Source organism: Pseudomonas sp. WS 5146 (assembly GCF_012985495.1).
GTDB lineage: Bacteria > Pseudomonadota > Gammaproteobacteria > Pseudomonadales > Pseudomonadaceae > Aquipseudomonas > Aquipseudomonas edaphica.
This window is the reverse complement of record NZ_JAAQWL010000004.1, coordinates 350,639-372,287: the sequence shown is the minus strand read 5'-3', so window position 1 is coordinate 372,287 and position 21,649 is coordinate 350,639. Positions and strand designations below refer to the sequence as shown.

19 protein-coding genes are annotated in these 21,649 nt (G+C 59.5%); 9 read left to right on the top strand and 10 right to left on the bottom strand.

Annotation, left to right across the window (positions count from 1 at the left end; translation table 11 throughout):
* Positions 1-31 precede the first annotated feature (31 nt).
* The 3 genes from HBO41_RS13860 to HBO41_RS13850 are packed head-to-tail and all read right to left on the bottom strand — an operon-like array spanning position 32 to position 3,458.
* Positions 32-817, bottom strand: coding sequence for a divergent polysaccharide deacetylase family protein (locus HBO41_RS13860; protein ID WP_138449379.1), 786 nt, complete (start codon positions 815-817; stop codon positions 32-34).
* 1 nt (position 818) lies between these two features.
* Positions 819-2,132, bottom strand: coding sequence for a S41 family peptidase (locus tag HBO41_RS13855; protein WP_017138639.1), 1,314 nt, complete (start codon positions 2,130-2,132; stop codon positions 819-821).
* Positions 2,133-2,162: 30 nt separating this feature from the next.
* A complete protein-coding gene (locus tag HBO41_RS13850; protein WP_017138638.1) occupies positions 2,163-3,458 on the bottom strand; it encodes a murein hydrolase activator EnvC in 1,296 nt (431 codons plus the stop codon).
* Positions 3,459-3,700: 242 nt separating this feature from the next.
* Here HBO41_RS13850 and HBO41_RS13845 point away from each other — a divergent pair, with 242 nt between their 5' ends.
* A complete protein-coding gene (locus HBO41_RS13845) occupies positions 3,701-4,213 on the top strand; it encodes a PBECR2 nuclease fold domain-containing protein (protein ID WP_099549497.1) in 513 nt (170 codons plus the stop codon).
* A gap of 216 nt (positions 4,214-4,429) precedes the next feature.
* On the opposite strand, the gene gpmI is transcribed toward HBO41_RS13845, so the two are convergent.
* On the bottom strand, positions 4,430-5,956 hold the full coding sequence (gene gpmI / locus HBO41_RS13840; protein WP_017138636.1) for a 2,3-bisphosphoglycerate-independent phosphoglycerate mutase: 1,527 nt from the start codon (positions 5,954-5,956) through the stop codon (positions 4,430-4,432).
* A gap of 151 nt (positions 5,957-6,107) precedes the next feature.
* Between gpmI and HBO41_RS13835 the strand changes: the two genes are divergently transcribed.
* Genes HBO41_RS13835 through secB form a run of 3 tightly spaced genes read left to right on the top strand, consistent with a single transcriptional unit; the run spans position 6,108 to position 7,299 of the window.
* Positions 6,108-6,521 carry a rhodanese-like domain-containing protein gene (locus tag HBO41_RS13835; protein WP_017138635.1) on the top strand — a complete coding sequence of 138 codons (414 nt, stop codon included), beginning with the start codon at positions 6,108-6,110 and terminating at the stop codon, positions 6,519-6,521.
* 1 nt (position 6,522) lies between these two features.
* The gene (gene grxC, locus HBO41_RS13830; RefSeq protein WP_017138634.1) at positions 6,523-6,777 is read left to right on the top strand and encodes a glutaredoxin 3; all 255 of its coding nucleotides are present in this window, start codon (positions 6,523-6,525) and stop codon (positions 6,775-6,777) included.
* A 42-nt stretch (positions 6,778-6,819) separates the two neighbouring features.
* Positions 6,820-7,299, top strand: coding sequence for a protein-export chaperone SecB (gene secB / locus HBO41_RS13825; protein ID WP_012721755.1), 480 nt, complete (start codon positions 6,820-6,822; stop codon positions 7,297-7,299).
* A gap of 149 nt (positions 7,300-7,448) precedes the next feature.
* Here secB and HBO41_RS13820 read toward each other — a convergent pair whose 3' ends face one another.
* A complete protein-coding gene (locus HBO41_RS13820) occupies positions 7,449-7,904 on the bottom strand; it encodes a tRNA (cytidine(34)-2'-O)-methyltransferase (RefSeq protein ID WP_003171120.1) in 456 nt (151 codons plus the stop codon).
* Here HBO41_RS13820 and HBO41_RS13815 point away from each other — a divergent pair.
* The gene (locus tag HBO41_RS13815; RefSeq protein WP_169986627.1) at positions 7,903-8,343 is read left to right on the top strand and encodes a hypothetical protein; all 441 of its coding nucleotides are present in this window, start codon (positions 7,903-7,905) and stop codon (positions 8,341-8,343) included. The genes HBO41_RS13820 and HBO41_RS13815 overlap by 2 nt on opposite strands.
* Positions 8,344-8,882: 539 nt before the next feature.
* Here the strand turns inward: HBO41_RS13815 and ntrC are convergent.
* The 3 genes from ntrC to HBO41_RS13800 all read right to left on the bottom strand — a co-directional run bounded on the left by ntrC (position 8,883) and on the right by HBO41_RS13800 (position 12,312).
* On the bottom strand, positions 8,883-10,319 hold the full coding sequence (gene ntrC, locus HBO41_RS13810; RefSeq protein WP_017138632.1) for a nitrogen regulation protein NR(I): 1,437 nt from the start codon (positions 10,317-10,319) through the stop codon (positions 8,883-8,885).
* The gene (gene glnL / locus HBO41_RS13805) at positions 10,316-11,401 is read right to left on the bottom strand and encodes a nitrogen regulation protein NR(II) (RefSeq protein ID WP_017138631.1); all 1,086 of its coding nucleotides are present in this window, start codon (positions 11,399-11,401) and stop codon (positions 10,316-10,318) included. The genes ntrC and glnL overlap by 4 nt, the downstream gene beginning before the upstream one ends.
* 374 nt (positions 11,402-11,775) lie before the next feature.
* Entirely contained in the window at positions 11,776-12,312 is a 537-nt protein-coding gene (locus tag HBO41_RS13800; RefSeq protein ID WP_169986624.1) for a chorismate mutase, read from the bottom strand.
* A gap of 450 nt (positions 12,313-12,762) precedes the next feature.
* Here HBO41_RS13800 and HBO41_RS13795 point away from each other — a divergent pair, with 450 nt between their 5' ends.
* Entirely contained in the window at positions 12,763-13,002 is a 240-nt protein-coding gene (locus HBO41_RS13795) for a DUF6124 family protein (protein ID WP_017138629.1), read from the top strand.
* Positions 13,003-13,072: 70 nt separating this feature from the next.
* Here HBO41_RS13795 and glnA read toward each other — a convergent pair whose 3' ends face one another.
* On the bottom strand, positions 13,073-14,479 hold the full coding sequence (gene glnA / locus HBO41_RS13790) for a glutamate--ammonia ligase (RefSeq protein ID WP_017138628.1): 1,407 nt from the start codon (positions 14,477-14,479) through the stop codon (positions 13,073-13,075).
* Positions 14,480-14,813: 334 nt separating this feature from the next.
* On the opposite strand from glnA, the gene thiI reads away from it, so the two are divergent.
* Complete coding sequence (thiI, locus tag HBO41_RS13785) at positions 14,814-16,268, top strand: tRNA uracil 4-sulfurtransferase ThiI (protein WP_065930794.1); 1,455 nt, start codon at positions 14,814-14,816, stop codon at positions 16,266-16,268.
* Between the two features lie 139 nt (positions 16,269-16,407).
* Positions 16,408-18,228 carry a translational GTPase TypA gene (gene typA, locus HBO41_RS13780; protein WP_003217997.1) on the top strand — a complete coding sequence of 607 codons (1,821 nt, stop codon included), beginning with the start codon at positions 16,408-16,410 and terminating at the stop codon, positions 18,226-18,228.
* Positions 18,229-18,413: 185 nt separating this feature from the next.
* On the opposite strand, the gene HBO41_RS13770 is transcribed toward typA, so the two are convergent.
* A complete protein-coding gene (locus HBO41_RS13770; protein WP_053253906.1) occupies positions 18,414-18,848 on the bottom strand; it encodes a YkgJ family cysteine cluster protein in 435 nt (144 codons plus the stop codon).
* A 236-nt stretch (positions 18,849-19,084) separates the two neighbouring features.
* On the opposite strand from HBO41_RS13770, the gene HBO41_RS13765 reads away from it, so the two are divergent.
* The gene (locus tag HBO41_RS13765; RefSeq protein ID WP_017138624.1) at positions 19,085-21,535 is read left to right on the top strand and encodes a glycogen/starch/alpha-glucan phosphorylase; all 2,451 of its coding nucleotides are present in this window, start codon (positions 19,085-19,087) and stop codon (positions 21,533-21,535) included.
* Positions 21,536-21,649 lie beyond the last annotated feature (114 nt).

The following is a 21,649-nucleotide window of genomic DNA, read 5'->3' as shown; positions in this document are numbered from 1 at the left end:
ATCGAGCAGTGCACTCGGCGCCGAGCGGTAACTATCTACGCGCGGGAAGATACGTCCCGTTTTTACCGTGTGCAGCCATGGCTAGGTTGCTGCGCACGCTGATCATCAACTTGATATCAATCCAGTCGATGCCCTGGGCCTTGAGCTTGGGCAACTCACGCTCCAGTACCGCCAGCGTTTGCGGGTAAGGGTGGCCGATCATCACCACCGAGCCCTGCTTGTGCGCCAGCTTGATCGCGGTTTGCAGTTGTGTGGCAATCGCCGCTTCGGTGCGTTCGTCATCCAGGAAAACATCCCGCGACACATGCGCCAGCCCGATCTTCTGCGCCTCGGCGGCGGCGACGGTCTGTGCGCTGGTGCGGCTGTCGACAAAGAACTTGTTGCGCCGTTGCAGCTCAGCCATCAGCCACGCCATCGCCGCTGGCTGGGCGGTCATGCGGCTGCCCATATGGTTGTTGATGCCGGCGGTATAGGGCACAACCTTGAAGGCGGCGTCCAGGCGTTTGCCGAGTTCTTCGATAGGCAAGTCGGGGTGCCAGGCGAACGGGCCGGTGGCCGGGTCCATAGGCATATGCAGGATCACGATCTTGCCGGCCTTGTGCGCCTCACGGGCAAATTCGGCGGCGTGGGGCGTGTCGGGCATGATCGCCGTGGTCACCGGCCCAGGCAGGGCCAGCACACGACGGTCCCTGGGCAGGTTTTGTCCCAGGTCGTCGATGATAAGGGTCAGGTAGGCTTTTTGCGGCTCGCCTGCAGGGGTCGCATGGGCGACGCCTGCCAGGCTGCACAGCACAGCGATGATCAGGGCAAAACGCATATCAACGGCTGCGCGTAATGCTCAGGCCTTTAAGCAGGCTCAGCGCCTGGGCCAGTTGATAGTCGTCGTCCTGCGGCATCGGCTTGGCTTTGCTGCCGCTGCCGGTCGGCTGGTCGGCGCCGCCGTTGCCATTGCCCAAGTGACCTTGAAGGTCGGCCTCTTTGTAGTACTCGCTGTCGACCTCGTTGGTGATCTTGGCCCTGCGCACCTCGATGTCCGGCACGATGCCCTGGGCCTGGATCGAGCGACCGTTCGGCGTGTAGTACAGCGCCGTCGTGATCTTCAGGGCGCGGTCGTTGTTCAGCGGCAATACGGTTTGCACCGAGCCTTTGCCGAAGCTGGTGGTGCCCATCAGCACGCCGCGTTTCTGGTCTTGCAGGGCACCGGCGACGATTTCCGACGCCGAAGCGCTGCCGCCGTTGATCAGCACGGCCAGTGGCACGCCTTCGCTCAGGTCGTTGCCGGTGGCCGAGAAGCGCAACTCGGAGTTGGCGATACGGCCTTTGGTGTAAACAATCAGGCCTTTGGTGATGAAGTGGTCGACCACTTCAACCGCCGACTGCAGCACGCCGCCTGGGTTGTTACGCAGGTCGAGCACGATGCCGTTGAGTTTCTTGCCGTTGTCTTTGCGCAGTTTGGCCAGGGCCTTGGCCACTTCGTCGCCGGTCTTGACCTGGAACTGGGTGATACGGATGTAACCGTAGCCCGACTCCAGCAGCTGGCTCTTCACGCTCTTGACCGTGATGGTCGCGCGGGCCAGGGTCACGTCAAACGGGTTGCCGCCGTCGCGTACCAGGGTCAGGGTGATTTTCTGGCCGAGCTTGCCGCGCATCTTGTCGACGGCTTCGGTCATGGTCTGGCCACGGGTTGGTTGGCCGTTGATCTTCACGATCAAGTCGCCGGCCTGAATGCCCGCCTTGGACGCAGGCGTGTCATCGATCGGCGAGACCACTTTGATCTGGCCATCTTCGGAACCGACTTCGATGCCCAGGCCGCCGAACTCACCGCTGGTACTCTCCTGCAGCTCGGCGAAGTCTTCCGGCCCCAGGTAGGCGGAGTGCGGGTCGAGGTTGCTGAGCATGCCCTTGATGGCATTTTCCAGCAGGGTCTTGTCGTCTACGGGTTCGACATAGGCTGCCTTGATCCGGTCCATGACCTCGGCAAAGGTACGCAGCTCGTCCAGCGGCAGCGGCGCCTTGGTGGTCGCTGCGGTGGCGGCGGGTGCCGATGCAGCCTGGTCGGCAAAAGCCAGCGGCGCGCCGATCACCAGGGCGATCGTCAGGGCCAGCGAAGTGAGGCGGGACAAATGCAGCATGTCGAACGAACTCCTAATGTAGGTGCAGCCCTATCCTTGGGAACGGCACCATTGTGCAGGGTCGCTCGGGCGGCCCTGCTGACGAATAGCGAAGTACAGCGCCGGGGTGTCCTGGCCACCACTGTTACCGACAGTGGAGATGGATTCACCGGCTTTTACAACATCACCTGCCGACTTGAGTAATGTCTGATTGTGGCCGTAAAGGCTCAAATAGCCATTGCCGTGGTCAAGAATCACCAACAAACCGGCCCCGCGCAGCCAATCGGCAAACACCACACGGCCACCGTGAACGGCGTGGACCTGGCTGCCGGCGGCGGCGCTGATCATCACCCCATCCCACTTGGCGCGGGTGTCATCGCCACGGGTTTCACCAAAGCGTGCCAGCAGTCGACCATCAACGGGCCATGGAAGTTTGCCGCGGGCTGAAGCAAAAGGGCCGCCGAAGTTCTCGCCGGAGCTGGAAACCAGCGGCCCGGGCGCTGCACGCGCCGGTTTACGCGGCGCTGGCGCATCAGTGGTAGCGGCCAGCTCGGCTTCACGCTGGCGCTTTTTTTCTGCTTCCTGCTGGGCAATCAGCGCTTTTTGCCGCGCTTCTTCAGCCTCACGTGCCTGGCGAGCCAGGGTTTCCTCGATGGTTTTGAGCACTTTGCCCAAGTCGGCCTGGTCTTGTTCGCGGGCCTGCAGCTTGGCGTCGCGGGCCTTCACGTCATTGTTGAGCTTGGCCAGGGCTTGCTGGCGCTCCTTGCGCACCTTGTCCAACTGGTCGCGCTGAGTGTCGAGGGCGGTTTTCTGATCCATCAGTTGCGACTGCTGGTCGGCGATTTCCTGCTCGACATTGGCCAACTGGCGCAGGGTTTCATTAAAACCCTTTAATTGTGCCAGGCGCGCCTTGCTCAGGTAGTCGTAGTAAGTGAGGGTGCGCGCGAATTTCTCCGGGTTCTGCTGGTTGAGCAGCAGCTTGAGGTATTCCTGGCGGCCACTCTGGTAGGCGGCGCGGGCCTGGATCGCGATCAGGCGTTGCTGTTCAACGCGTGCGCTCTGGAGTTTTTTTTTCTCAGCGTCGAGTCGCTCCAGTTCCGACTCGCTCTTCTTTAATTCTTTTTGTAGCTCCTGGACCTGCTTCTCGAGCTTGCCCATCTCGGTTTCCGTGCCGCGCAGGTCTTTCTGCACCCCGGATTTTTCTTCCTGGAGCTTGCCGAGCAGCTTTTTCAGCTCGGTAATGTCCTGACGCGTAGCGTCCAACTGTTGTTGGGTTTGTGCGCGCTCATCGGCAAACGCCGGTTGGAGCAGGCAGACAAGAGCGAGGGAAATCAAGGCGCGAAGCATAGAGGCGGGCGACACCAGGGAAATGGACGGCCTAGTATGCCCGCCAAGCGCCGCAAAAAAAACGCCTCAACGCCATCTGCTTTGAGGCGTTCGTCATAAAAAGCCTTTCAGGGCGATTTAATTGGGCGGTTTGAAGGTTAAACACTATCGAAGAAACGCTTTGAAACGCTCCACCTGCACTGGTGTTTGCTGCTGAGAATAGACTCACGAGCCCTCTAATCAGTCAGTTGGCGCGATCGGCAATGTCCGGTGTTCATGAGTCAAAAGGCCAGCAAACCTGGCTCGATTACGGATTGCCCGACCTGCGTAGCCTTGATCGGGCTCTACGATCTTGCGCACTCGAGGAGGTGTTGGCGGGCAAAGACATTGCCGATGCTGTCGATATCGTAGCTTCAAATCTGGGGATTACCGATTCGACATGCCCTCAGGTTTGTATAGATTCCCCTCTGGGCAGGGTGTTGATCCAGCGCACGACGCTGGGGCACATTGTTGAAAAGCGGCAGGATGCCAGAGAACGATACGTAAAATTCGCGCTGGATACGCTGACAGGGCCTCTGGAAATCTGGCGTGTCGCCTATAGCGACGGCTCGGCTCGGCTGGCGTTCATCGGTGCTTATGAAACCAAGCGACAAATGCTGGTGGTGGTGAATATCCAGGCAGGCAATGTGTTGTGGAATTTCATGCAGACCGATGCCAAGGCGCTGAATAAGCATCGCCATGGGGAGCTGCTTTACAAACGCTACCAACTTTTATAACAGGCAAAGAAAAGGGCAGTTCTCTCGAACTGCCCTAAGTTAGAGCGCTTGATATTCATATACACACCCTCAAGCAGGGGTGTGGAGGTCTCACCCTACGCTGATGTCCAGTCATCAACGGGGTTCCTACGCCAGTTATCGCCGCTGGAGGCAACTGGTTTCGCGCTCACCTTCATTATTGACGGGCTACTCGCTTTGAGCAACCCCCGAACTGTTTCAGACCAGAATCGAAGTACCGGTCATCTCTTTCGGCTTCTCCAACCCCATCAGCTTCAGCATGGTCGGCGCCACGTCCGCCAGCACGCCGCCTTCACGCACTTTCAGGTCGCGCTTGCCGACATAGATGAACGGCACCGGCTCGGTGGTGTGGGCGGTATGGGCTTGCCCGGTGGATTCGTCGGACATCTGCTCGCAGTTGCCGTGGTCGGCGGTGATCAGTGCCTCGCCGCCGACTTTCTCCAGGGCGTCGACGATACGGCCGACGCACTGGTCCAGGCATTCCACGGCTTTTACAGCTGCTTGCAGGTTGCCGCTGTGGCCGACCATGTCGCCGTTGGCGTAGTTGACCACGATCACGTCGTAACGCTGGTTGTCGATGGCATCGACGATTTTGTCGGTGACTTCAGGCGCGCTCATTTCCGGCTGCAGGTCGTAGGTAGCGACTTTGGGCGACGGGATCAGGATGCGTTCTTCGCCTGGGAACGGTTCTTCACGGCCGCCGGAGAAGAAGAACGTCACGTGGGCGTATTTCTCGGTTTCGGCGATGCGCAGCTGGGTCTTGCCGTTTTTCGCCAGGTAATCGCCCAGCACGTTTTCCAGGCTGCCCGGGGCAAAAGCTGCCGGGGCCGGGATGTTGGCGGCGTATTGGGTGAGCATGACGAACTCGACCTTCGGCTGGCGGGCGCGCTCGAAGTCTTTGAAACCGGCGTCAACGAATACATGGCTCAGTTCGCGGGCACGGTCGGCGCGGAAGTTCATGAACACTACGGCGTCGCCGTCTTCCACTTTCACCGGCTCGCCGATGGTGGTGGCTTTGACGAACTCATCGCTCTCGCCACGCGCGTAGGCGGCTTCCAGGCCTTCCTGGGCGGTGGCGGCGTTGAATTCGGCCTGGCCGTCGACGATCAGGTTATAAGCCTGGGAGACACGGTCCCAACGGTTGTCGCGGTCCATGGCGAAGTAACGGCCGACCAGGCTGGCGATACGGCCCTTGCCAAGCGCGGCGAAGGTGGCGTCGAGCAGTTCGATGGACGACTGCGCGCTTTTAGGCGGGGTGTCGCGGCCGTCGAGGAAGGCGTGCAGGTAAATCTTGTCGGCGCCGCGCTTGAAGGCCAGCTCGGCCATGGCGACCAAGTGATCCTGGTGGCTGTGAACGCCGCCGTCGGACAACAGGCCCATGAAGTGCACGGCCTTGCCGGCTGCGACTGCTTTATCCACCGCCGCGCAGATCGTCGGGTTCTCGAAGAACTCGCCGTCGCGGATCGATTTGGTCACGCGTGTGAAGTCTTGGTATACCACTCGTCCGGCGCCGAGGTTCATGTGGCCGACTTCCGAGTTGCCCATCTGGCCGTCCGGCAAGCCCACATCCATACCGGAGCCGGAGATCAGGCCGTTGGGTACGGTGGCCGTCAGGCGGTCGAGTACCGGCTTGTTGGCCGAGTACACGGCGTTGTCGTGGTGGCTTTCACTGTGTCCGAAGCCATCGAGAATTATCAGGACCAAAGGTTTAGGCGTGGTAGTCATAGATCCTCTCGCGGCGGTAATAAAGGAAGGCAATCTAAAAGGGAGTAGCAGTTTAAAGCGAAGTTCCGACCACGTCACCGCTTTACGGGGGTTGGCCGCCCCTGACGGCTGTGTATACTTACCGCCATTTTAACGCCCTGGAACCTCCTTGATGGTTGATCACCTGATTGCATTTGCCACTGCCCACTACCTGCTCGCGGGTGCCTTCGTCATCCTGCTGGCGCTGCTGATCGCTCATGAAATGAGCCGCGGTGGCCGCAGCCTGAGCACGTCGGAGCTGACCGCGCTGGTCAACAAGGATGAGGCCGTTGTCGTGGATATTCGCCCGGCCAAGGATTTCGCCGCCGGCCATATCGTCGGCGCCCTGAACATTCCACAGGACAAGCTGATCGCCCGTTTGCCCGAGCTGGAAAAACACAAGGCCAAGACCATTATTCTGGTCGACGCCCAAGGCCAGCACGCCGGCACCCACGCCCGCGAGATGCTCAAAGCCGGTTTCACCGCCGCCAAACTGTCCGGCGGTATTGGCAGCTGGAAGGCCGATAACCTGCCGCTGGTGAAGTGATATGAGCCAGGTTGTCGTTTACTCCAGCGATTGGTGCCCCTACTGCATGCGGGCCAAGGCCCTGCTTGAGAAGAAGGGCATTGCCTTCGAAGAGATCAAGGTCGACGGCAAACCCCAGGTGCGCGCCGAAATGACCAAGAAAGCGGGACGCACGTCCGTGCCGCAGATCTGGATCGGTGACAAGCATGTCGGTGGATGCGATGACCTGTTCGCTCTGGAGCGCGCCGGTAAACTCGATGCGCTGCTGCTCGTCTGACTCCTAAACCCTAAAAGACCCCAAGATCAAGAAGGATCTGCGATGACTGACCAACAGAACACCGAAGCAGCAGAAGCTCAAGGCCCACAGTTTTCGCTGCAGCGGATCTACGTGCGTGACCTGTCGTTCGAAGCGCCGAAAAGCCCGGCGATCTTCCGCCAGGAATGGACCCCAAGCGTTGCGCTGGACCTGAACACCCGTCAAAAGGCTCTGGAAGGCGACTTCCACGAAGTCGTGCTGACCTTGTCCGTGACTGTTAAGAACGGCGAAGAAGTAGCCTTCATCGCTGAAGTGCAACAGGCTGGTATCTTCCTGATCCAGGGCCTGGACGAAGCGTCCATGAGCCACACCCTGGGCGCGTTCTGCCCGAACATCCTGTTCCCGTATGCCCGTGAGACCCTGGACAGCCTGGTCACCCGTGGCTCGTTCCCTGCGCTGATGCTGGCGCCGGTGAACTTCGATGCCCTGTACGCGCAAGAGCTGCAGCGCATGCAACAGGAAGGTTCGTCGACTGTTCAGTAAGTTGACGCAATAAAAAATGTGGGAGCGGGCTTGTGTGGGAGCTGGCTTGCCTGCGATAGCATCACCTCAGTATCACTGATACACCGAGGTGACTGCATCGCAGGCAAGCCAGCTCCCACACAGGTCTGCTCCCACATTTTGTTTATGCGTTACTTAAAGCCGAGCTGGCGCCAGCCTTCATAGACCGCGACGGCCACGGTATTGGACAGGTTCAAGCTGCGGCAACCCTCGCGCATCGGCAAACGCAGACGATGGCCATCGGGCAAAGCATCAAGCACCTCCGCCGGCAGGCCACGACTTTCCGGGCCGAACAGGAAGGCGTCGCCTTCGGCAAAGCTGGCATCATGAAACGGTCGCGAGCCCTTGGTGGTGAACGCGAACAGCCGTGGGTGGCCCAGGCTTTCCAGGCAGCTTGCGAGGTCGGCATGGCGCTTGAGCGTGGCGTACTCGTGGTAGTCCAGCCCGGCGCGGCGCAGGCGTTTGTCGTCCATGTCAAAGCCCAGCGGCTCGATCAAATGCAGGTGGCAGCCACTGTTGGCGCACAGCCTGATAACGTTGCCGGTATTCGGCGGAATTTCTGGTTGAAAAAGGATGACGTGAAACATGCACGGCTCCGAAGGCAAAGATGCGTTGCATTCTACCCCTGAAGACGACCCAAGGCCGAAGCTATTGCCACGGGTGATGGGTTCACTGGCGATTGTTGGCTTGATGATTGGGCTGATGATCGGTCGCCTGACCACGCCGGATCCGGTTGAGTTGCAGCAGGTAGAAACAGCGGCAGACGGCGTGGTGGTGTGGTTCAACAGCGAACCCAAGCTGCACGGCGAACATATCGACGGCACCGTGGCGCTGCTGTTCGGCGCGCAAGGCAAGGCTGCCAGCGGGCAACTCAAGGTCAACGACAAGGACGTGAATTGGCGCGTTCGCAAGACCGATGGCGGCCTGCTGCTGAACCTGGTGGCGGCTCGGCCGTTGCGCGGGGAATGGAAAGGGGGGAAGGCCGAGGGTCGCTGGCGGCTGCAGATCCATCTGCGCGAGGAATAAAAGAGGGAGTTCCCGGCCTGCCTGTACCAGGGCTCCCAAAACGGGGTGAAGCCTTGCAAGGCTTCGGTGTTAAAGAGGGAATCCCCGGCCTGCCTGTACCGAGGTTCCCGAAACGGGTGTGGGGCGCGACGCGATCCGCATCAAGCACCCCGGGTGTAAAGAGGGGATTCTCGGCCTGCCTGTACCAAGGTCCCCGAAACTGGGTGATGTAAGGGTTATTGCAGGGCGCGTGCCAGAAGTTGCAATGTGTGCCAAAAAATTTCGCCAGAAAGCGCAAAGCCCCGGAATACGGGGCTTTGGTGTTTTTGCGGTTTGATGTTTTCTTGATTCGGCGGGTGTTTCAGGCTGGCTGGATGTGCGCGATGCTAGTTCATGGTGCATTGAAGCGGTGCACTCCACCTGATCGTTCCCACGCTCCGCGTGGGAATGCATCGTGTGACGCTCCGCGTCACCAGTGCACAGATCTGAACTTGCGGTGAGCCTCGGACGCGGAGCGTCCGGGGAGGCGTTCCCACGCCGAGCGTGGGAACGATCAGCAGTTAGGCTTCATCACCCTCATCATCATCCCCGCCATCGACCTTCATCCCCAGCTCCTTGATCTTGCGCGTCAAGGTGTTACGGCCCCAGCCGAGCAACACGGCGGCATCGCGGCGGCGGCCGGCGGTATGCTTCAAGGCGGTTTCGATCATGATGCGCTCGAAGGCCGGTACGGCGCTGTCCAGCAGGTTCGACTGGCCGCGTGCCAAAGCCTGGTCGGCCCACTGGCGCAGCGCTTGCTCCCAGTTGGTCACAGGAGCCGAATCCTGCGGCAGGCTCAACAGCTCCGGTGGCAGGTCGCTGATGTGCACCTCACGCCCGGATGCCATCACCGTGATCCAGCGGCAAGTGTTCTCCAACTGACGCACGTTGCCTGGCCACGGCAGGTTCTTGAGGTATTCCTCTGTCTCGCTTTTGAGCAGCTTCGGCTCCACCGCCAATTCTTGCGCGGCGCGGCTGAGGAAGTGGCGGGCCAGCGTCGGGATGTCTTCGCGGCGATCCGACATCCGAGGGATGTGGATACGAATCACGTTCAAACGGTGAAACAAGTCCTCACGGAATTTGCCCGCGTGCACCAGGGTTTCGAGGTTCTGGTGGGTCGCCGCAATGATGCGCACATCGACCTTGACCGGCGTGTGCCCGCCAACGCGGTAGAACTCGCCATCTGCCAATACACGCAGCAAGCGCGTCTGAGTGTCAGCCGGCATATCGCCGATTTCATCCAGAAACAGCGTGCCGCCGTCAGCCTGTTCAAAGCGCCCGCGACGCAGGTTGGCCGCGCCGGTGAACGCGCCTTTTTCATGGCCAAACAGCTCGGACTCCATCAAGTCCTTCGGAATCGCCGCCATGTTCAGCGCGATAAACGGCGAAGCCGCCCGTGGGCTGTGACGGTGCAGCGCATGAGCGACAAGCTCTTTACCGGTGCCCGACTCGCCGTTGATCAACACGGTGATGTTGGAGTGGCTCAAACGCCCGATGGCGCGAAACACTTCCTGCATCGCCGGTGCTTCACCGATGATTTCCGGGGTGCGGGTCAGGGCTGGCGGGGCTTCCTGGCTTTGTTGCTCCTGGGCGTGCTGGTTGGCGCGCTTGACCAGCGCCACGGCCTCGTCCACATCGAACGGTTTAGGCAGGTATTCAAAGGCGCCGCCCTGATAAGACGCGACAGCGCTGTCCAGATCCGAGTGCGCGGTCATTATGATCACCGGCAAACGCGGGTGCTGCTCGCGGATCCGCGCCAGCAAGTCCAGGCCACTGGCGCCGGGCATGCGGATGTCGGAGATGATCACGTCCGGCTGCTGGCGAGCCAGGCGGCTCATCACCCCGTCGGCGCTGTCGAAGCTCTGGGTGGTCATGCCTTCCTGTTGCAAGGCTTTCTCGAGGACCCAGCGGATAGAACGGTCGTCATCGACGATCCAGACAGTTTCACTACGGCTCATGTCGTGGGGGCTCCTTGTTCCAATGGCAGGAAGATCGAGAACGTGGTGTGGCCGGGATGGCTCTCACATTCGATCAGGCCCTGGTGCTGGCTGATGATGTTCTGGGTAATGGCCAGGCCCAGCCCGGTACCGTCCGGGCGGCCGCTGACCATGGGAAAGAAGATGGTTTCCTGCAGTTCCGCAGGAATGCCGGGGCCGTTGTCGATGATCTCGACCTTGGTGACCAGGCGGTGGCGCACATGGCCGATGGTGAACTGGCGCAGGGCGCGGGTGCGCAGGCTGATGCGGCCCAGGCGCAGTTCGTTCTGGCTGCTGATGGCCTGCATGGCGTTGCGCACGATATTGAGCACCGCCTGGATCATCTGCTCGCGGTCGATCAATACGTCGGGAATGCTTGGGTCGTAGTCGCGCACCAGGGTGATGCAGCCCTGGCTCTCGGCCTCGACCAGCTGGCACACGCGCTCCAGCACTTCGTGCACGTTGGTCATCGCCAGGGACGGCAACTTGTTGGAGCCGAGCATGCGGTCCACCAGGTTACGCAGGCGGTCGGCCTCCTCGATGATGACGTTGGTGTAGTCCTTGAGGTGTTCCTCCGGCAGCTCACGGGCCAGTAATTGCGCCGCGCCACGAATGCCGCCGAGCGGGTTCTTGATCTCGTGGGCCAGGCCGCGCACCAGCATCTTGCTGGTTTCCTGTTTGGACAGCTGCGCTTCTTCTTTAGTAATGCGCAGCAGACGGTCGCGCGGGTGCACTTCGAGCAGCAGCAGGGTCGCGCCGTTGCTCAAAATCGGGGTCACGGCGTAGTCGACCGTCAGGGTCTGGCCGGTGAGGGCGGTGAGCATCGCTTCGCGCTTGGTAAACGGGTGCGCCTGCTCCACGGCCTGGCGTAACGAACTCAAGGCCTCGGCCGACTCGGTGAACAATTCGCTGATGAACTGCCCATGGCTGCGCTGACCACTGATGGCCAGGAGCATCTCCGCCGCCGGGTTCATGTACTCAAGACGCAGGTCGTCATTGAGCAGGATGGTCGCGGTGGTCAGGTTGTCGAGTAACAAACGGTGCAGTGCATCGCTGATGGTCATCGGGACCTCTTTTGGAGCAAGGCGCGGGCTTGAGGCACACGCTGATACAAGGAAAATGCAAAAACCAAACCAAGGCTCCGAAAAGAAGCGTTAAACCCCTGAAATAAGGGTTTTAGGCGCGAAACTGTGGCGTTCTGCCAGCTTGATCGAGAAGAATCGAACCAAAATGGGCTGGGAGGGTGGGAAGTGTGCAGGCTGTCGCACCAATATAGTGCGGTTTTGTGAAGGTTGTTCAGGAAGTGATGGCTGGTGAAAAATTGTCTGGAGGAGCGGGGTCAATGTGGGAGCTGGCTTGCCTGCGATAGCGGTGGCGCATTCAAAATAGCTATCGCAGGCAAGCCAGCTCCCACAGGTTTTGATTGGGTTTGCAGGCTTTAACCTTTGTAGATGCACAGCTCGGCAGTGGCGCGGATCATTGCCAGTTGGCGCAGCGGATCATTCAGCGGCTCATGCACGGCGGTGGCCAGCCACTGCGGGCATTGCGGGTCGGTGCGCTGGGGGGTGAAGTCGGCCAGTTGCTGCAGCAGGGTTTTTTGCAGTTGGTCCAGCTGCGGCCGAATCTGCTTCACCAGATCCGGGCGCGGGTCGTCCGGGGCTTTGCCCTGGAACTGCCAGTCGGACAGGTGGGTGTATTGCACCAGCTTATTGGCTTCGATCTGCGCCGAGAAAAATTTCTCGGCGGCAGAAGGGTCGAGTTTGTAGTTGGGAGCTTGGGCGGCGACGCTGGCGATCACCTCTTGTTCGCGCTTTTTGTCCTCTACGGGCTTGTGGCTGTCCCATTTGCTCAGGGCTACCTGATCGGCAATCTCCAGGCGCTCGGCGATGCTGTTGAGCAAAGGCTCCAGAGTGGGCGGCGCTGCGCTGGCACTGACGCTGACAAATAACAGAGCGAACACAAGTCGATGTTTCAACGTAGATCTCCTTGTGGGAGCGGGCTTGCTCGCGAAGGCGGTGTGTCAGTCACCCGATGCATTAACTGATACGCCGCCTTCGCGAGCAAGCCCGCTCCCACATTTTGATTGGGTTTGCAGATTTTGGGCAGTGTCAGCCAGAGGCTACCTTAGCTTGCGTGCTTGCCTACAGGTGCGCCAGAATCCGCCGGCTTGTACGGCTGGCTTGTCGTCTCTAAGGTTGCTCGGTCGCTGCTCATCAGCGATCAGGTTTAGTAGCCTGGATTCGAATTGTAGGCCGTGCATTCTCCATCAATCAGATTTCCCAAATCTGTGCTTGATGGTGGCTGTGCGCAGGGCATCCTCGGATGCGCCGGGCTTCTACATTCACCGGTCTACTAACCTGCGCACAGCCGCCACCCTTTCGTTTAGTAGCGAAGCGAAGGCGGCCTCATTAGAGGAATGTAGAAAATGTTCAAACCAACGCCAAATCCGCCTCCATCCGTCTTCACCATCGACCCTGGCAGCGACGACGAATCCCTGCTGATCAACAGCTTCGAAGCCTTCTCCTCGGTCAGCACCTTGTTGCTTGATTTGTCCGAGGCGCTGGAAGGCAAACACCGCGATACCGTCCTGGCCATTCACCAGCTCAGTGCCCTCGGCACCTTGATGGTGGGCAACATGCTCGACCGCCACGCCCCGGCTCGCTAAACGCCAGGCAAAAAAAAGACCTCCCGAAGGAGGTCTTTTTCGTTACGCCGCGTTAAGCGGCGCTACCGGATCAGCAGCTGTAGTACAGCTCGTATTCCAGTGGGTGTACGAAGGTGCGTACTTTGATTTCTTCTTCGCTTTTCAGCTCGATGTAGGCATCGATGAAGTCGTCGCTGAATACGCCGCCTTTGGTCAGGAACGCACGGCCCTTGTCCAGCTCTTCCAGGGCTTCTTTCAGGCTGCCGCACACTTGTGGGATCTCTTTGGCCTCTTCAGGCGGCAGGTCGTACAAGTTTTTGTCGGCGGCGTCGCCAGGGTGGATCTTGTTCTGGATACCGTCCAGGCCAGCCATTACCAGCGCAGCGAAGGCCAGGTATGGGTTAGCTGCCGGGTCCGGGAAGCGCGCTTCGATACGGCGAGCGCGAGGGCTGGACACGTAAGGAATACGGATCGAAGCGGAACGGTTACGCGCCGAGTAGGCCAGCATTACCGGTGCTTCGAAACCTGGCACCAGACGCTTGTAGGAGTTGGTCGACGGGTTGGTGAAGCCGTTCAGGGCCTTACCGTGCTTGATGATACCGCCGATGAAGTACAGGGCAGTGTCGGACAGGCCGGCATAACCTTCGCCAGCGAAGGTGTTCTTGCCATCTTTGGCGATGGACAGGTGAACGTGCATACCCGAACCGTTATCGCCGTACAGTGGCTTAGGCATGAAGGTAGCGGTACGGCCGTAGGCATCAGCCACGTTGTGTACGCAGTACTTCAGGGTCTGAACTTCGTCAGCCTTGGCTACCAGGGTATTGAACTTCACGCCGATTTCGTTCTGGCCGGCAGTCGCCACTTCGTGGTGGTGAACTTCGATGACCAGGCCCATCTCTTCCATGGCGTTGCACATGGAGGTACGGATTTCGTGGTCGTGGTCGAACGGCGGAACCGGGAAGTAACCACCTTTGATACCTGGACGGTGGCCTTTGTTGCCGCCTTCGATGTCCTGGTCAGACATCCACGAACCTTGTTCGGAGAAGATCTTGAACATGGAGCCGGAGATGTCGGACTTGAACTTGACCGAATCAAAGATGAAGAACTCTGGCTCCGGGCCTACGAATACGGTGTCGCCGATACCGGTCGACTTCAGGTATTCCTCAGCGCGCTTGGCGATCGCACGTGGGTCGCGGTCGTAGCCTTGCATGGTCGAAGGCTCGATCACGTCGCAGACGATGATCAGGGTTGGGTCTTCGGTGAACGGGTCGAGTACGGCAGTGCTGTCGTCCGGCATCAGGATCATGTCGGAAGCTTCGATGCCTTTCCAGCCGGCAATGGAGGAACCGTCGAACATTTTGCCTTCTTCGAAGAACGCATCATCCAGCGCGTCGCGAGCCGGCATGGTCACGTGGTGCTGAGTACCTTTAGTGTCCGTGAAGCGCAGATCAATCCATTTAACGTCATGATCTTTGATGAGTTGAACCGACTTCGACATGGTGTCCTCCGGGTGGCTTCGGGCTGGGGTAGTGGAGTTAGCCCTTAGAATGTGGGTGATGCCGGCGCGAATACTCGACCAAGGCAACCTGCCTCACAAGAGAGCAAATTGCATGCCAGTGCGCCAACATGGCCTTTTTGCCTCAAAATGGCCCCTATAACGGTGCAATCCGCTGAAGCGGAATAAATAACGCACTGCAATGTAGCGTTAATTTGCGCAAATGACCCGTTTTGGTGCGTTGCGTCTGTGATGCATATTAACTGGTTAAACCTTGAGCGATTTCCGCTATAATCCGCGCCCCCCTTTTTCAGCAGGCCCGGCGCGCGCTGTTTCCATGAAATTAATCGTAAAAGTCTTCCCCGAGATCACCATCAAAAGCCGACCGGTACGGACGCGTTTCATCCGTCAGTTGGCCAAGAACATCCGTGCCGTGCTCCGAGACCTGGACCCGGCTGTGGTGGTGAACGGCGTGTGGGACAACCTCGAGCTGGAAACCCGCATTACCGACGCCAAAGCCTTGAAGGACATGACCGAGCGCCTGAGCTGCATGCCGGGCATCGCGCATTTCCTGCAGGTCGATGAGTACCCGTTGGGCGACTTCGATGACATCACCGAAAAGTGCAAACAGCACTACGGCGAGTCGCTTGAAGGCAAGATCTTTTCGGTGCGCTGCAAGCGCGCCGGCAAGCACACCTTCAGCTCCATGGATGTAGAGAAATACGTCGGCAGCAAGCTGCGTCGCGAGTGCGGCGCCGCCGGAATTTCCCTCAAAGCGCCGCAAATTGAAGTGCGCATGGAAATTCGCGACCAACGGTTGTTTGTGATCCACAGCCAGCACAACAGTATCGGCGGCTACCCGCTGGGCGCACTGGAACAGACCCTGGTACTCATGTCCGGCGGTTTCGATTCCACGGTGGCGGCCTACCAGATCATGCGTCGCGGCCTGATGAGCCACTTCTGCTTCTTTAACCTGGGCGGGCGTGCACACGAATTGGGCGTGATGGAAGTCGCGCACTTTATCTGGAAGAAGTACGGCAGCTCCCAGCGCGTGCTATTTGTAAGCGTGCCGTTTGAGGAAGTGCTGGGCGAAATTCTCGGCAAAGTCGATAACAGTCATATGGGCGTAGTATTGAAGCGTATGATGTTGCGCGCTGCGTCCCGAATCGCCGATCAGTTGCAGATCGACGCGTTGGTGACCGGTGAGGCGATCTCCCAGGTGTCCAGCCAGACGCTGCCCAACCTGTCGCTGATTGATTGCGTCACCGAGAAGCTGGTCTTGCGCCCGCTGATCGCCAGCCACAAACAGGACATCATCGACCTGGCAGAAGAAATCGGCACGGCCGACTTTGCCAAGCACATGCCTGAATATTGCGGGGTCATTTCGGTGAACCCCAAGACCCACGCCAAGCGCAACCGCGTGGAGTATGAAGAACAACAGTTTGATATGGCGATTCTTGAGCGTGCGCTTGAGAACGCCAAACTGGTCCCGATCGATCGCGTTATCGATGAATTGGGCCAGGATGTGCAAATCGAAGAAGTCAGCGAAGCCCTGGCCGGCCAGATCGTCGTCGACATCCGTCACCCGGATGCCGCCGAGGATGAGCCGCTGGAAATCGCTGGCATCGACGTGCAAGCGCTGCCGTTCTACGCACTGAACGCGCGTTTCAAGGAACTGGATAACAGCCGTCAGTACCTGCTGTATTGCGACAAAGGCGTGATGAGTCGCCTGCATGCCCACCATTTGCTCAGTGAGGGGTATGCCAATGTGCGCGTTTATCGACCGAGCTAAGAGCCCGGGGCTGTTTGCCTGTGGCCTGCGTCACCGGCCCCCCGACTCTGCCGTCAAGCTGTAACGGCAAGGCCTGACTCTACTGTTAATCGCTGCCACGACCTGTCAGCACACCGAATCCTCTGATCGAGATACACAAGTGATCGAAAATCTACGTAACATCGCCATCATTGCTCACGTTGACCATGGTAAAACCACCCTGGTAGACAAACTCCTGCGTCAATCCGGCACCCTGGAGCGCAACGAGCTCAACGACGAGCGCGTGATGGACTCCAACGACCAGGAAAAAGAGCGCGGTATTACCATCCTGGCTAAAAACACCGCTATCAACTGGAACGGCTACCACATCAACATCGTGGACACCCCGGGCCACGCCGACTTCGGCGGCGAAGTAGAACGCGTAATGTCGATGGTTGACTCCGTTCTGCTGCTGGTTGACGCTCAAGACGGCCCTATGCCGCAAACCCGTTTCGTGACCAAGAAGGCTTTCGAAGCCGGCCTGCGTCCGATCGTGTGCATCAACAAGGTTGACCGTCCAGGCGCGCGTCCGGACTGGGTTCTGGACCAGATCTTCGACCTGTTTGACAACCTGGGTGCTACCGAAGAACAGCTGGACTTCAAAGTGGTCTACGCCTCGGCCCTGAACGGCATTGCCGGTCTGGAACACACCGACATGGCTGAAGACATGACCCCGCTGTACCAGTCGATCGTCGACAACGTACCGGCACCAAAAGTTGACCGTGAAGGCCCGTTCCAGATGCAAATCTCGGCACTGGACTACAACAGCTTCCTGGGTGTTATCGGTGTTGGCCGTATCGCGCGTGGTAGCGTCAAGCCGAACACTCCAGTTGTCGCCATCGGCGCCGACGGCAAGAAGCGTAACGGTCGTATCCTGAAGCTGATGGGTCACCACGGCCTGCACCGCATCGACGTTGAAGAAGCTTTCGCCGGCGACATCGTGTGCGTGAGCGGTATGGACTCGCTGTTCATCTCCGACACCCTGTGCCAGCCAGACAACGTTGAGGCGATGAAGCCTCTGACCGTTGACGAGCCAACCGTTTCCATGACCTTCCAGGTAAACGACTCGCCTTTCTGCGGTAAAGAAGGCAAGTTCGTGACTTCCCGTAACATCAAGGAACGTCTGGACAAAGAGCTGCTGTACAACGTTGCACTGCGCGTTGAAGAAGGCGACTCGGCTGACAAGTTCAAGGTTTCCGGCCGTGGTGAGCTGCACCTCTCGGTACTGATCGAAACCATGCGTCGCGAAGGCTTCGAAATGGGCGTTGGTCGTCCAGAAGTGATCATCCGTCAGGTTGACGGCGTGAAGCAGGAACCGTTCGAAAACGTGACCATCGACACCCCTGAAGAATCCCAGGGCAAGGTCATGGAAGAGATGGGCCTGCGTAAGGGCGACCTGACCAACATGGTGCCGGATGGCAAAGGCCGTGTACGTCTGGAATACAACATCCCTGCGCGTGGTCTGATCGGTTTCCGTAACCAGTTCCTGACCCTGACCAACGGTGCTGGCATCCTGACCTCGATCTTCGATCGCTACGACACCATGAAGTCCGGCGACATGTCCGGCCGTCAGAACGGTGTTCTGGTATCGGTAGAAACCGGCAAGGCGCTGACCTACTCCCTGGAAACTCTGCAGGCGCGTGGCAAGCTGTTCGTTGAACACGGTCAAGAGATCTACAACGGTCAGATCGTTGGTCTGAACAGCCGTGACAACGACATGGGCGTTAACCCAACCAAAGGCAAGAAGCTCGACAACATGCGTGCTTCGGGCAAAGACGAAACCATCGCTCTGGTCCCACCTGTTCGCTTCACCCTGGAACAGGCCCTGGAATTCATCCAGGACGACGAGCTGTGCGAAGTTACGCCTAAGTCGATCCGCCTGCGTAAGAAGATCCTGGACGAAGGCGAGCGTACCCGCGCTGCCAAGAAAGCCAAGAACTGAGTTAACTCAGGCTGAATGAAAAACGCCCCCGGTCGAAAGGCCGGGGGCGTTTTTTTATGCCTGATCGTTCCCACGCTCTGCGTGGGAATGCCGCTTGGGACGCTCCGCGTCCCGCTTTTAAGGGCGGACGCAGAGCGTCCAGGGCTGCATTCCCACGCGGAGCGTGGGAACGATCATCATGATCATCAGAACTTGTCGAGAGTCCGGAAATTGGTCTCGCGCACCACTTCCTTCGGCTTGTACGCACAATACCCCGGCCGCGGCCCGATTTTCGGGTGGTTGCGGCAGGTATCCGGGCGCTTGTCATAAATAGTGCAGAAGCGCGTCTTACGATCCAGGTACAGGCAGTCGTTATTGCTCATGCGCTGCAGGGTGAAAATTTCGGATTTGGAATTGTAGCGCTCGACGATGCCTTCCTTCTGCAAACGCTTGGCGATGTTCTTCGGTGGGTCGCCGCGCTCGAACTCATCGACGATGCCAATGCGGATCAGGTCCTTGATCTTCACCTCGACCGGCAGCGTGCAGCAGCTGGACACGCAGCCACCGCACATGTGGGCGGAATATTTCTGCCAGGTCTCGAGACGGTCGAGTTCAGCGGCGGCGATCAGTTGAGGCTTCATCAAGGTTCCAAGGTGGGGCTGTATCCGGGCGCGCGATCATACCGGGATTGGTGGTTTTTTGAACAATATTTTGCAGATTTCATCTCCAACGGTGCAGGGGAGAAAAGCAGGCACGGCCCCTGCATCAATTTCCAGCAATGGTGAATGAGTTAAAAAACTGCCGAACCAGCACGTCTACCGTCTGTCAGACCGACTAGGCTCTAGCAACTCCTTCAATCTCGCCCGAGGTCGCACCGATGTCTCAGGAACCGCTTGCACGAGAAGCAGAGGTAGCCGCATTCCGCGATGCTGTCTTGACCAAACTTACCTACGCGGTGGGCAAGGACCCGGATCACGCCTTCGACCACGACTGGTTCGAAGCCATTGCACTGGCCGCCCGCGACCAGATGGTCGACCACTGGATGAACCACACGCGGCGCATCTACCGCAAAGGCCAGAAGCGGGTGTATTACCTCTCGCTGGAGTTCCTGATCGGCCGTTTGCTCTACGACAGCCTTAGCAACCTCGGCGTGTTGGAGATTGCCCGCGAAGCTTTGTCCGAGCTGGGTGTGGATTTGGAGCGCATCCGCCTCTTGGAGCCCGACGCGGCGCTCGGCAACGGTGGCCTGGGCCGCCTGGCCGCGTGCTTTATGGAAAGCATGTCGACCCTGGGCATTGCCGGCCACGGCTATGGCATCCGCTATGAACACGGCCTGTTTCGCCAGGCGATTGTCGACGGCTGGCAGCAGGAACAGACCGAACGCTGGCTGGATTTCGGCAACCCGTGGGAGTTCGAGCGCGCCGAGGTGATTTACCCGATCGGCTTTGGTGGCAGCGTCGAAACCCTGGCGGACGCCTCCGGCAAGATGATCCAGGTGTGGACGCCCAACGAAACAGTTCGCGCGGTGGCATACGACACGCCGGTAGTCGGCTGGCGCGGCGCCAGCGTGAACACCCTGCGCCTGTGGCGCGCCCGGGCGGTAGAAGACCTGCACCTGGAGCGCTTCAACGCCGGTGACCACTTGGGCGCCGTCGCCGAAGTGGCTCGCGCCGAAAGCATCTCCCGAGTGCTTTACCCGGCCGACAGCACCGAAGCGGGGCAGGAATTGCGTCTGCGCCAGGAATACTTCTTTGTTTCGGCCTCGCTGCAAGACCTGCTGCGCCGCCACAAGAACATGCACGGCTCGGTACTCAGCCTGGGCGAACACGCCGCGATCCAGCTCAACGACACCCACCCGTCCATCGCCGTGGCTGAGTTGATGCGCCAACTGGTCGACCTGCATGACATTCCGTGGGAAGCCGCGTGGGATGTCACCGTCGAAACCCTTTCCTACACCAACCACACCTTGTTGCCCGAGGCGTTGGAAACCTGGCCTGTCGGTTTGATGGAACGCATGCTGCCTCGGCATATGCAGATCATCTACCTGATCAACGCCCAGCACATCGACTCGCTGCGCGCCAAGGGCATCCACGACTTTGACGTATTGCGTGCGGTGTCGTTGATCGAAGAAGACAACGGCCGCCGCGTGCGCATGGGTAACCTGGCGTTCCTTGGCTCCCATAGCGTTAACGGTGTGTCCGGTTTGCACACCCAACTGATGCGCAGCACGGTGTTCTCCGAACTGCACAAGCTGTACCCGGAGCGCATCAACAACAAAACCAACGGCATCACCTTCCGCCGCTGGCTGTACCAGGCCAACCCCAAGCTCACCGAGATGCTGGTGGAGGCTCTGGGGCCGGACATCCTCGACACCATGGAAACCCGCCTGACGGAGCTGGAGACCTTCGCCGAGAAGCAGGTGTTCCGCAAAGCCTTCGCCGAACAGCGCCTGCACAGCAAGAGGGCACTGGCCGAGATCATCCACGAGCGCCTGGGCATTTCGGTGAACCCGGCGGCGATGTTCGACGTGCAGGTCAAGCGGATCCACGAATACAAACGCCAACTGCTCAACCTGCTGCACACCGTGGCCTTGTACCAGGCAATCCGCGCCGAGCCAGGCACCGATTGGGTGCCGCGCGTGAAAATCTTCGCGGGCAAGGCGGCGGCCAGCTATCACCAGGCCAAGTTGATCATCAAGCTGACCAACGACATCGCCCGCACCGTGAACAACGACCCGACCGTGCGCGGCTTGCTCAAGGTGGTGTTCCTGCCCAACTACAACGTCAGCCTGGCGGAAAGCATCATCCCGGCGGCGGACTTGTCCGAGCAGATTTCCACGGCCGGTTTTGAAGCCTCTGGCACCAGCAACATGAAGTTCGGCCTCAATGGCGCGCTGACCATCGGCACCATGGACGGCGCCAACGTGGAGATGCACGAGCGCGTGGGCGCCGAGCATATGTTTATCTTCGGCCTCAGCGCCGAACAAGTGGAAGCCCGCAAGCACGCCGGTGAATTCCACGCCGGGCCGGATGTGGCAGCCTCCCATCGTCTCAACGATGTGTTGCAAGCGATCCGCGGCGGGGTGTTCTCGCCGGATGATCCAGGCCGCTATGTGGGCTTGATCGACGGGTTGATCGACTACGACCGTTTCCTGGTGTGCGCCGACTTTGACGCCTACTGGGACGCCCAGGCGCGGGTCGAAGCGCATTGGCACGATTCCAAGGCCTGGTGGCGTTCGGCTGTGCTCAATACGGCGCGCATGGGCTGGTTCAGCTCGGACCGCACCATCCGCGAATACGCCACCGAGATCTGGAAAGCCCTCGACTAAACACCGCAAAAACCCATGTGGGAGCGGGCTTGCCCGCGATGGCGCAGTGTCAGTTGGCAAATATGTCGACTGATACACCGCAATCGCGGGCAAGCCCGCTCCCACATTAGCTTT

Bases quoted from the DNA above. Each gene is read 5' to 3' on its own strand.
- HBO41_RS13860 (WP_138449379.1), bottom strand. From the start codon at position 817: ATGCGTTTTGCCCTGATCATCGCTGTGCTGTGCAGCCTGGCAGGCGTC.
- HBO41_RS13820 (WP_003171120.1), bottom strand. From the start codon at position 7,904: ATGTTTCACGTCATCCTTTTTCAACCAGAAATTCCGCCGAATACCGGC.
- grxC (WP_017138634.1), top strand. From the start codon at position 6,523: ATGAGCCAGGTTGTCGTTTACTCCAGCGATTGGTGCCCCTACTGCATG.
- HBO41_RS13845 (WP_099549497.1), top strand. From the start codon at position 3,701: ATGTCCGGTGTTCATGAGTCAAAAGGCCAGCAAACCTGGCTCGATTAC.
- HBO41_RS13770 (WP_053253906.1), bottom strand. From the start codon at position 18,848: ATGAAGCCTCAACTGATCGCCGCCGCTGAACTCGACCGTCTCGAGACC.
- HBO41_RS13795 (WP_017138629.1), top strand. From the start codon at position 12,763: ATGTTCAAACCAACGCCAAATCCGCCTCCATCCGTCTTCACCATCGAC.
- thiI (WP_065930794.1), top strand. From the start codon at position 14,814: ATGAAATTAATCGTAAAAGTCTTCCCCGAGATCACCATCAAAAGCCGA.
- HBO41_RS13835 (WP_017138635.1), top strand. From the start codon at position 6,108: ATGGTTGATCACCTGATTGCATTTGCCACTGCCCACTACCTGCTCGCG.
- glnL (WP_017138631.1), bottom strand. From the start codon at position 11,401: ATGACCATCAGCGATGCACTGCACCGTTTGTTACTCGACAACCTGACC.
- HBO41_RS13850 (WP_017138638.1), bottom strand. From the start codon at position 3,458: ATGCTTCGCGCCTTGATTTCCCTCGCTCTTGTCTGCCTGCTCCAACCG.
- gpmI (WP_017138636.1), bottom strand. From the start codon at position 5,956: ATGACTACCACGCCTAAACCTTTGGTCCTGATAATTCTCGATGGCTTC.
- secB (WP_012721755.1), top strand. From the start codon at position 6,820: ATGACTGACCAACAGAACACCGAAGCAGCAGAAGCTCAAGGCCCACAG.
- glnA (WP_017138628.1), bottom strand. From the start codon at position 14,479: ATGTCGAAGTCGGTTCAACTCATCAAAGATCATGACGTTAAATGGATT.
- HBO41_RS13765 (WP_017138624.1), top strand. From the start codon at position 19,085: ATGTCTCAGGAACCGCTTGCACGAGAAGCAGAGGTAGCCGCATTCCGC.
- HBO41_RS13815 (WP_169986627.1), top strand. From the start codon at position 7,903: ATGCACGGCTCCGAAGGCAAAGATGCGTTGCATTCTACCCCTGAAGAC.
- ntrC (WP_017138632.1), bottom strand. From the start codon at position 10,319: ATGAGCCGTAGTGAAACTGTCTGGATCGTCGATGACGACCGTTCTATC.
- HBO41_RS13855 (WP_017138639.1), bottom strand. From the start codon at position 2,132: ATGCTGCATTTGTCCCGCCTCACTTCGCTGGCCCTGACGATCGCCCTG.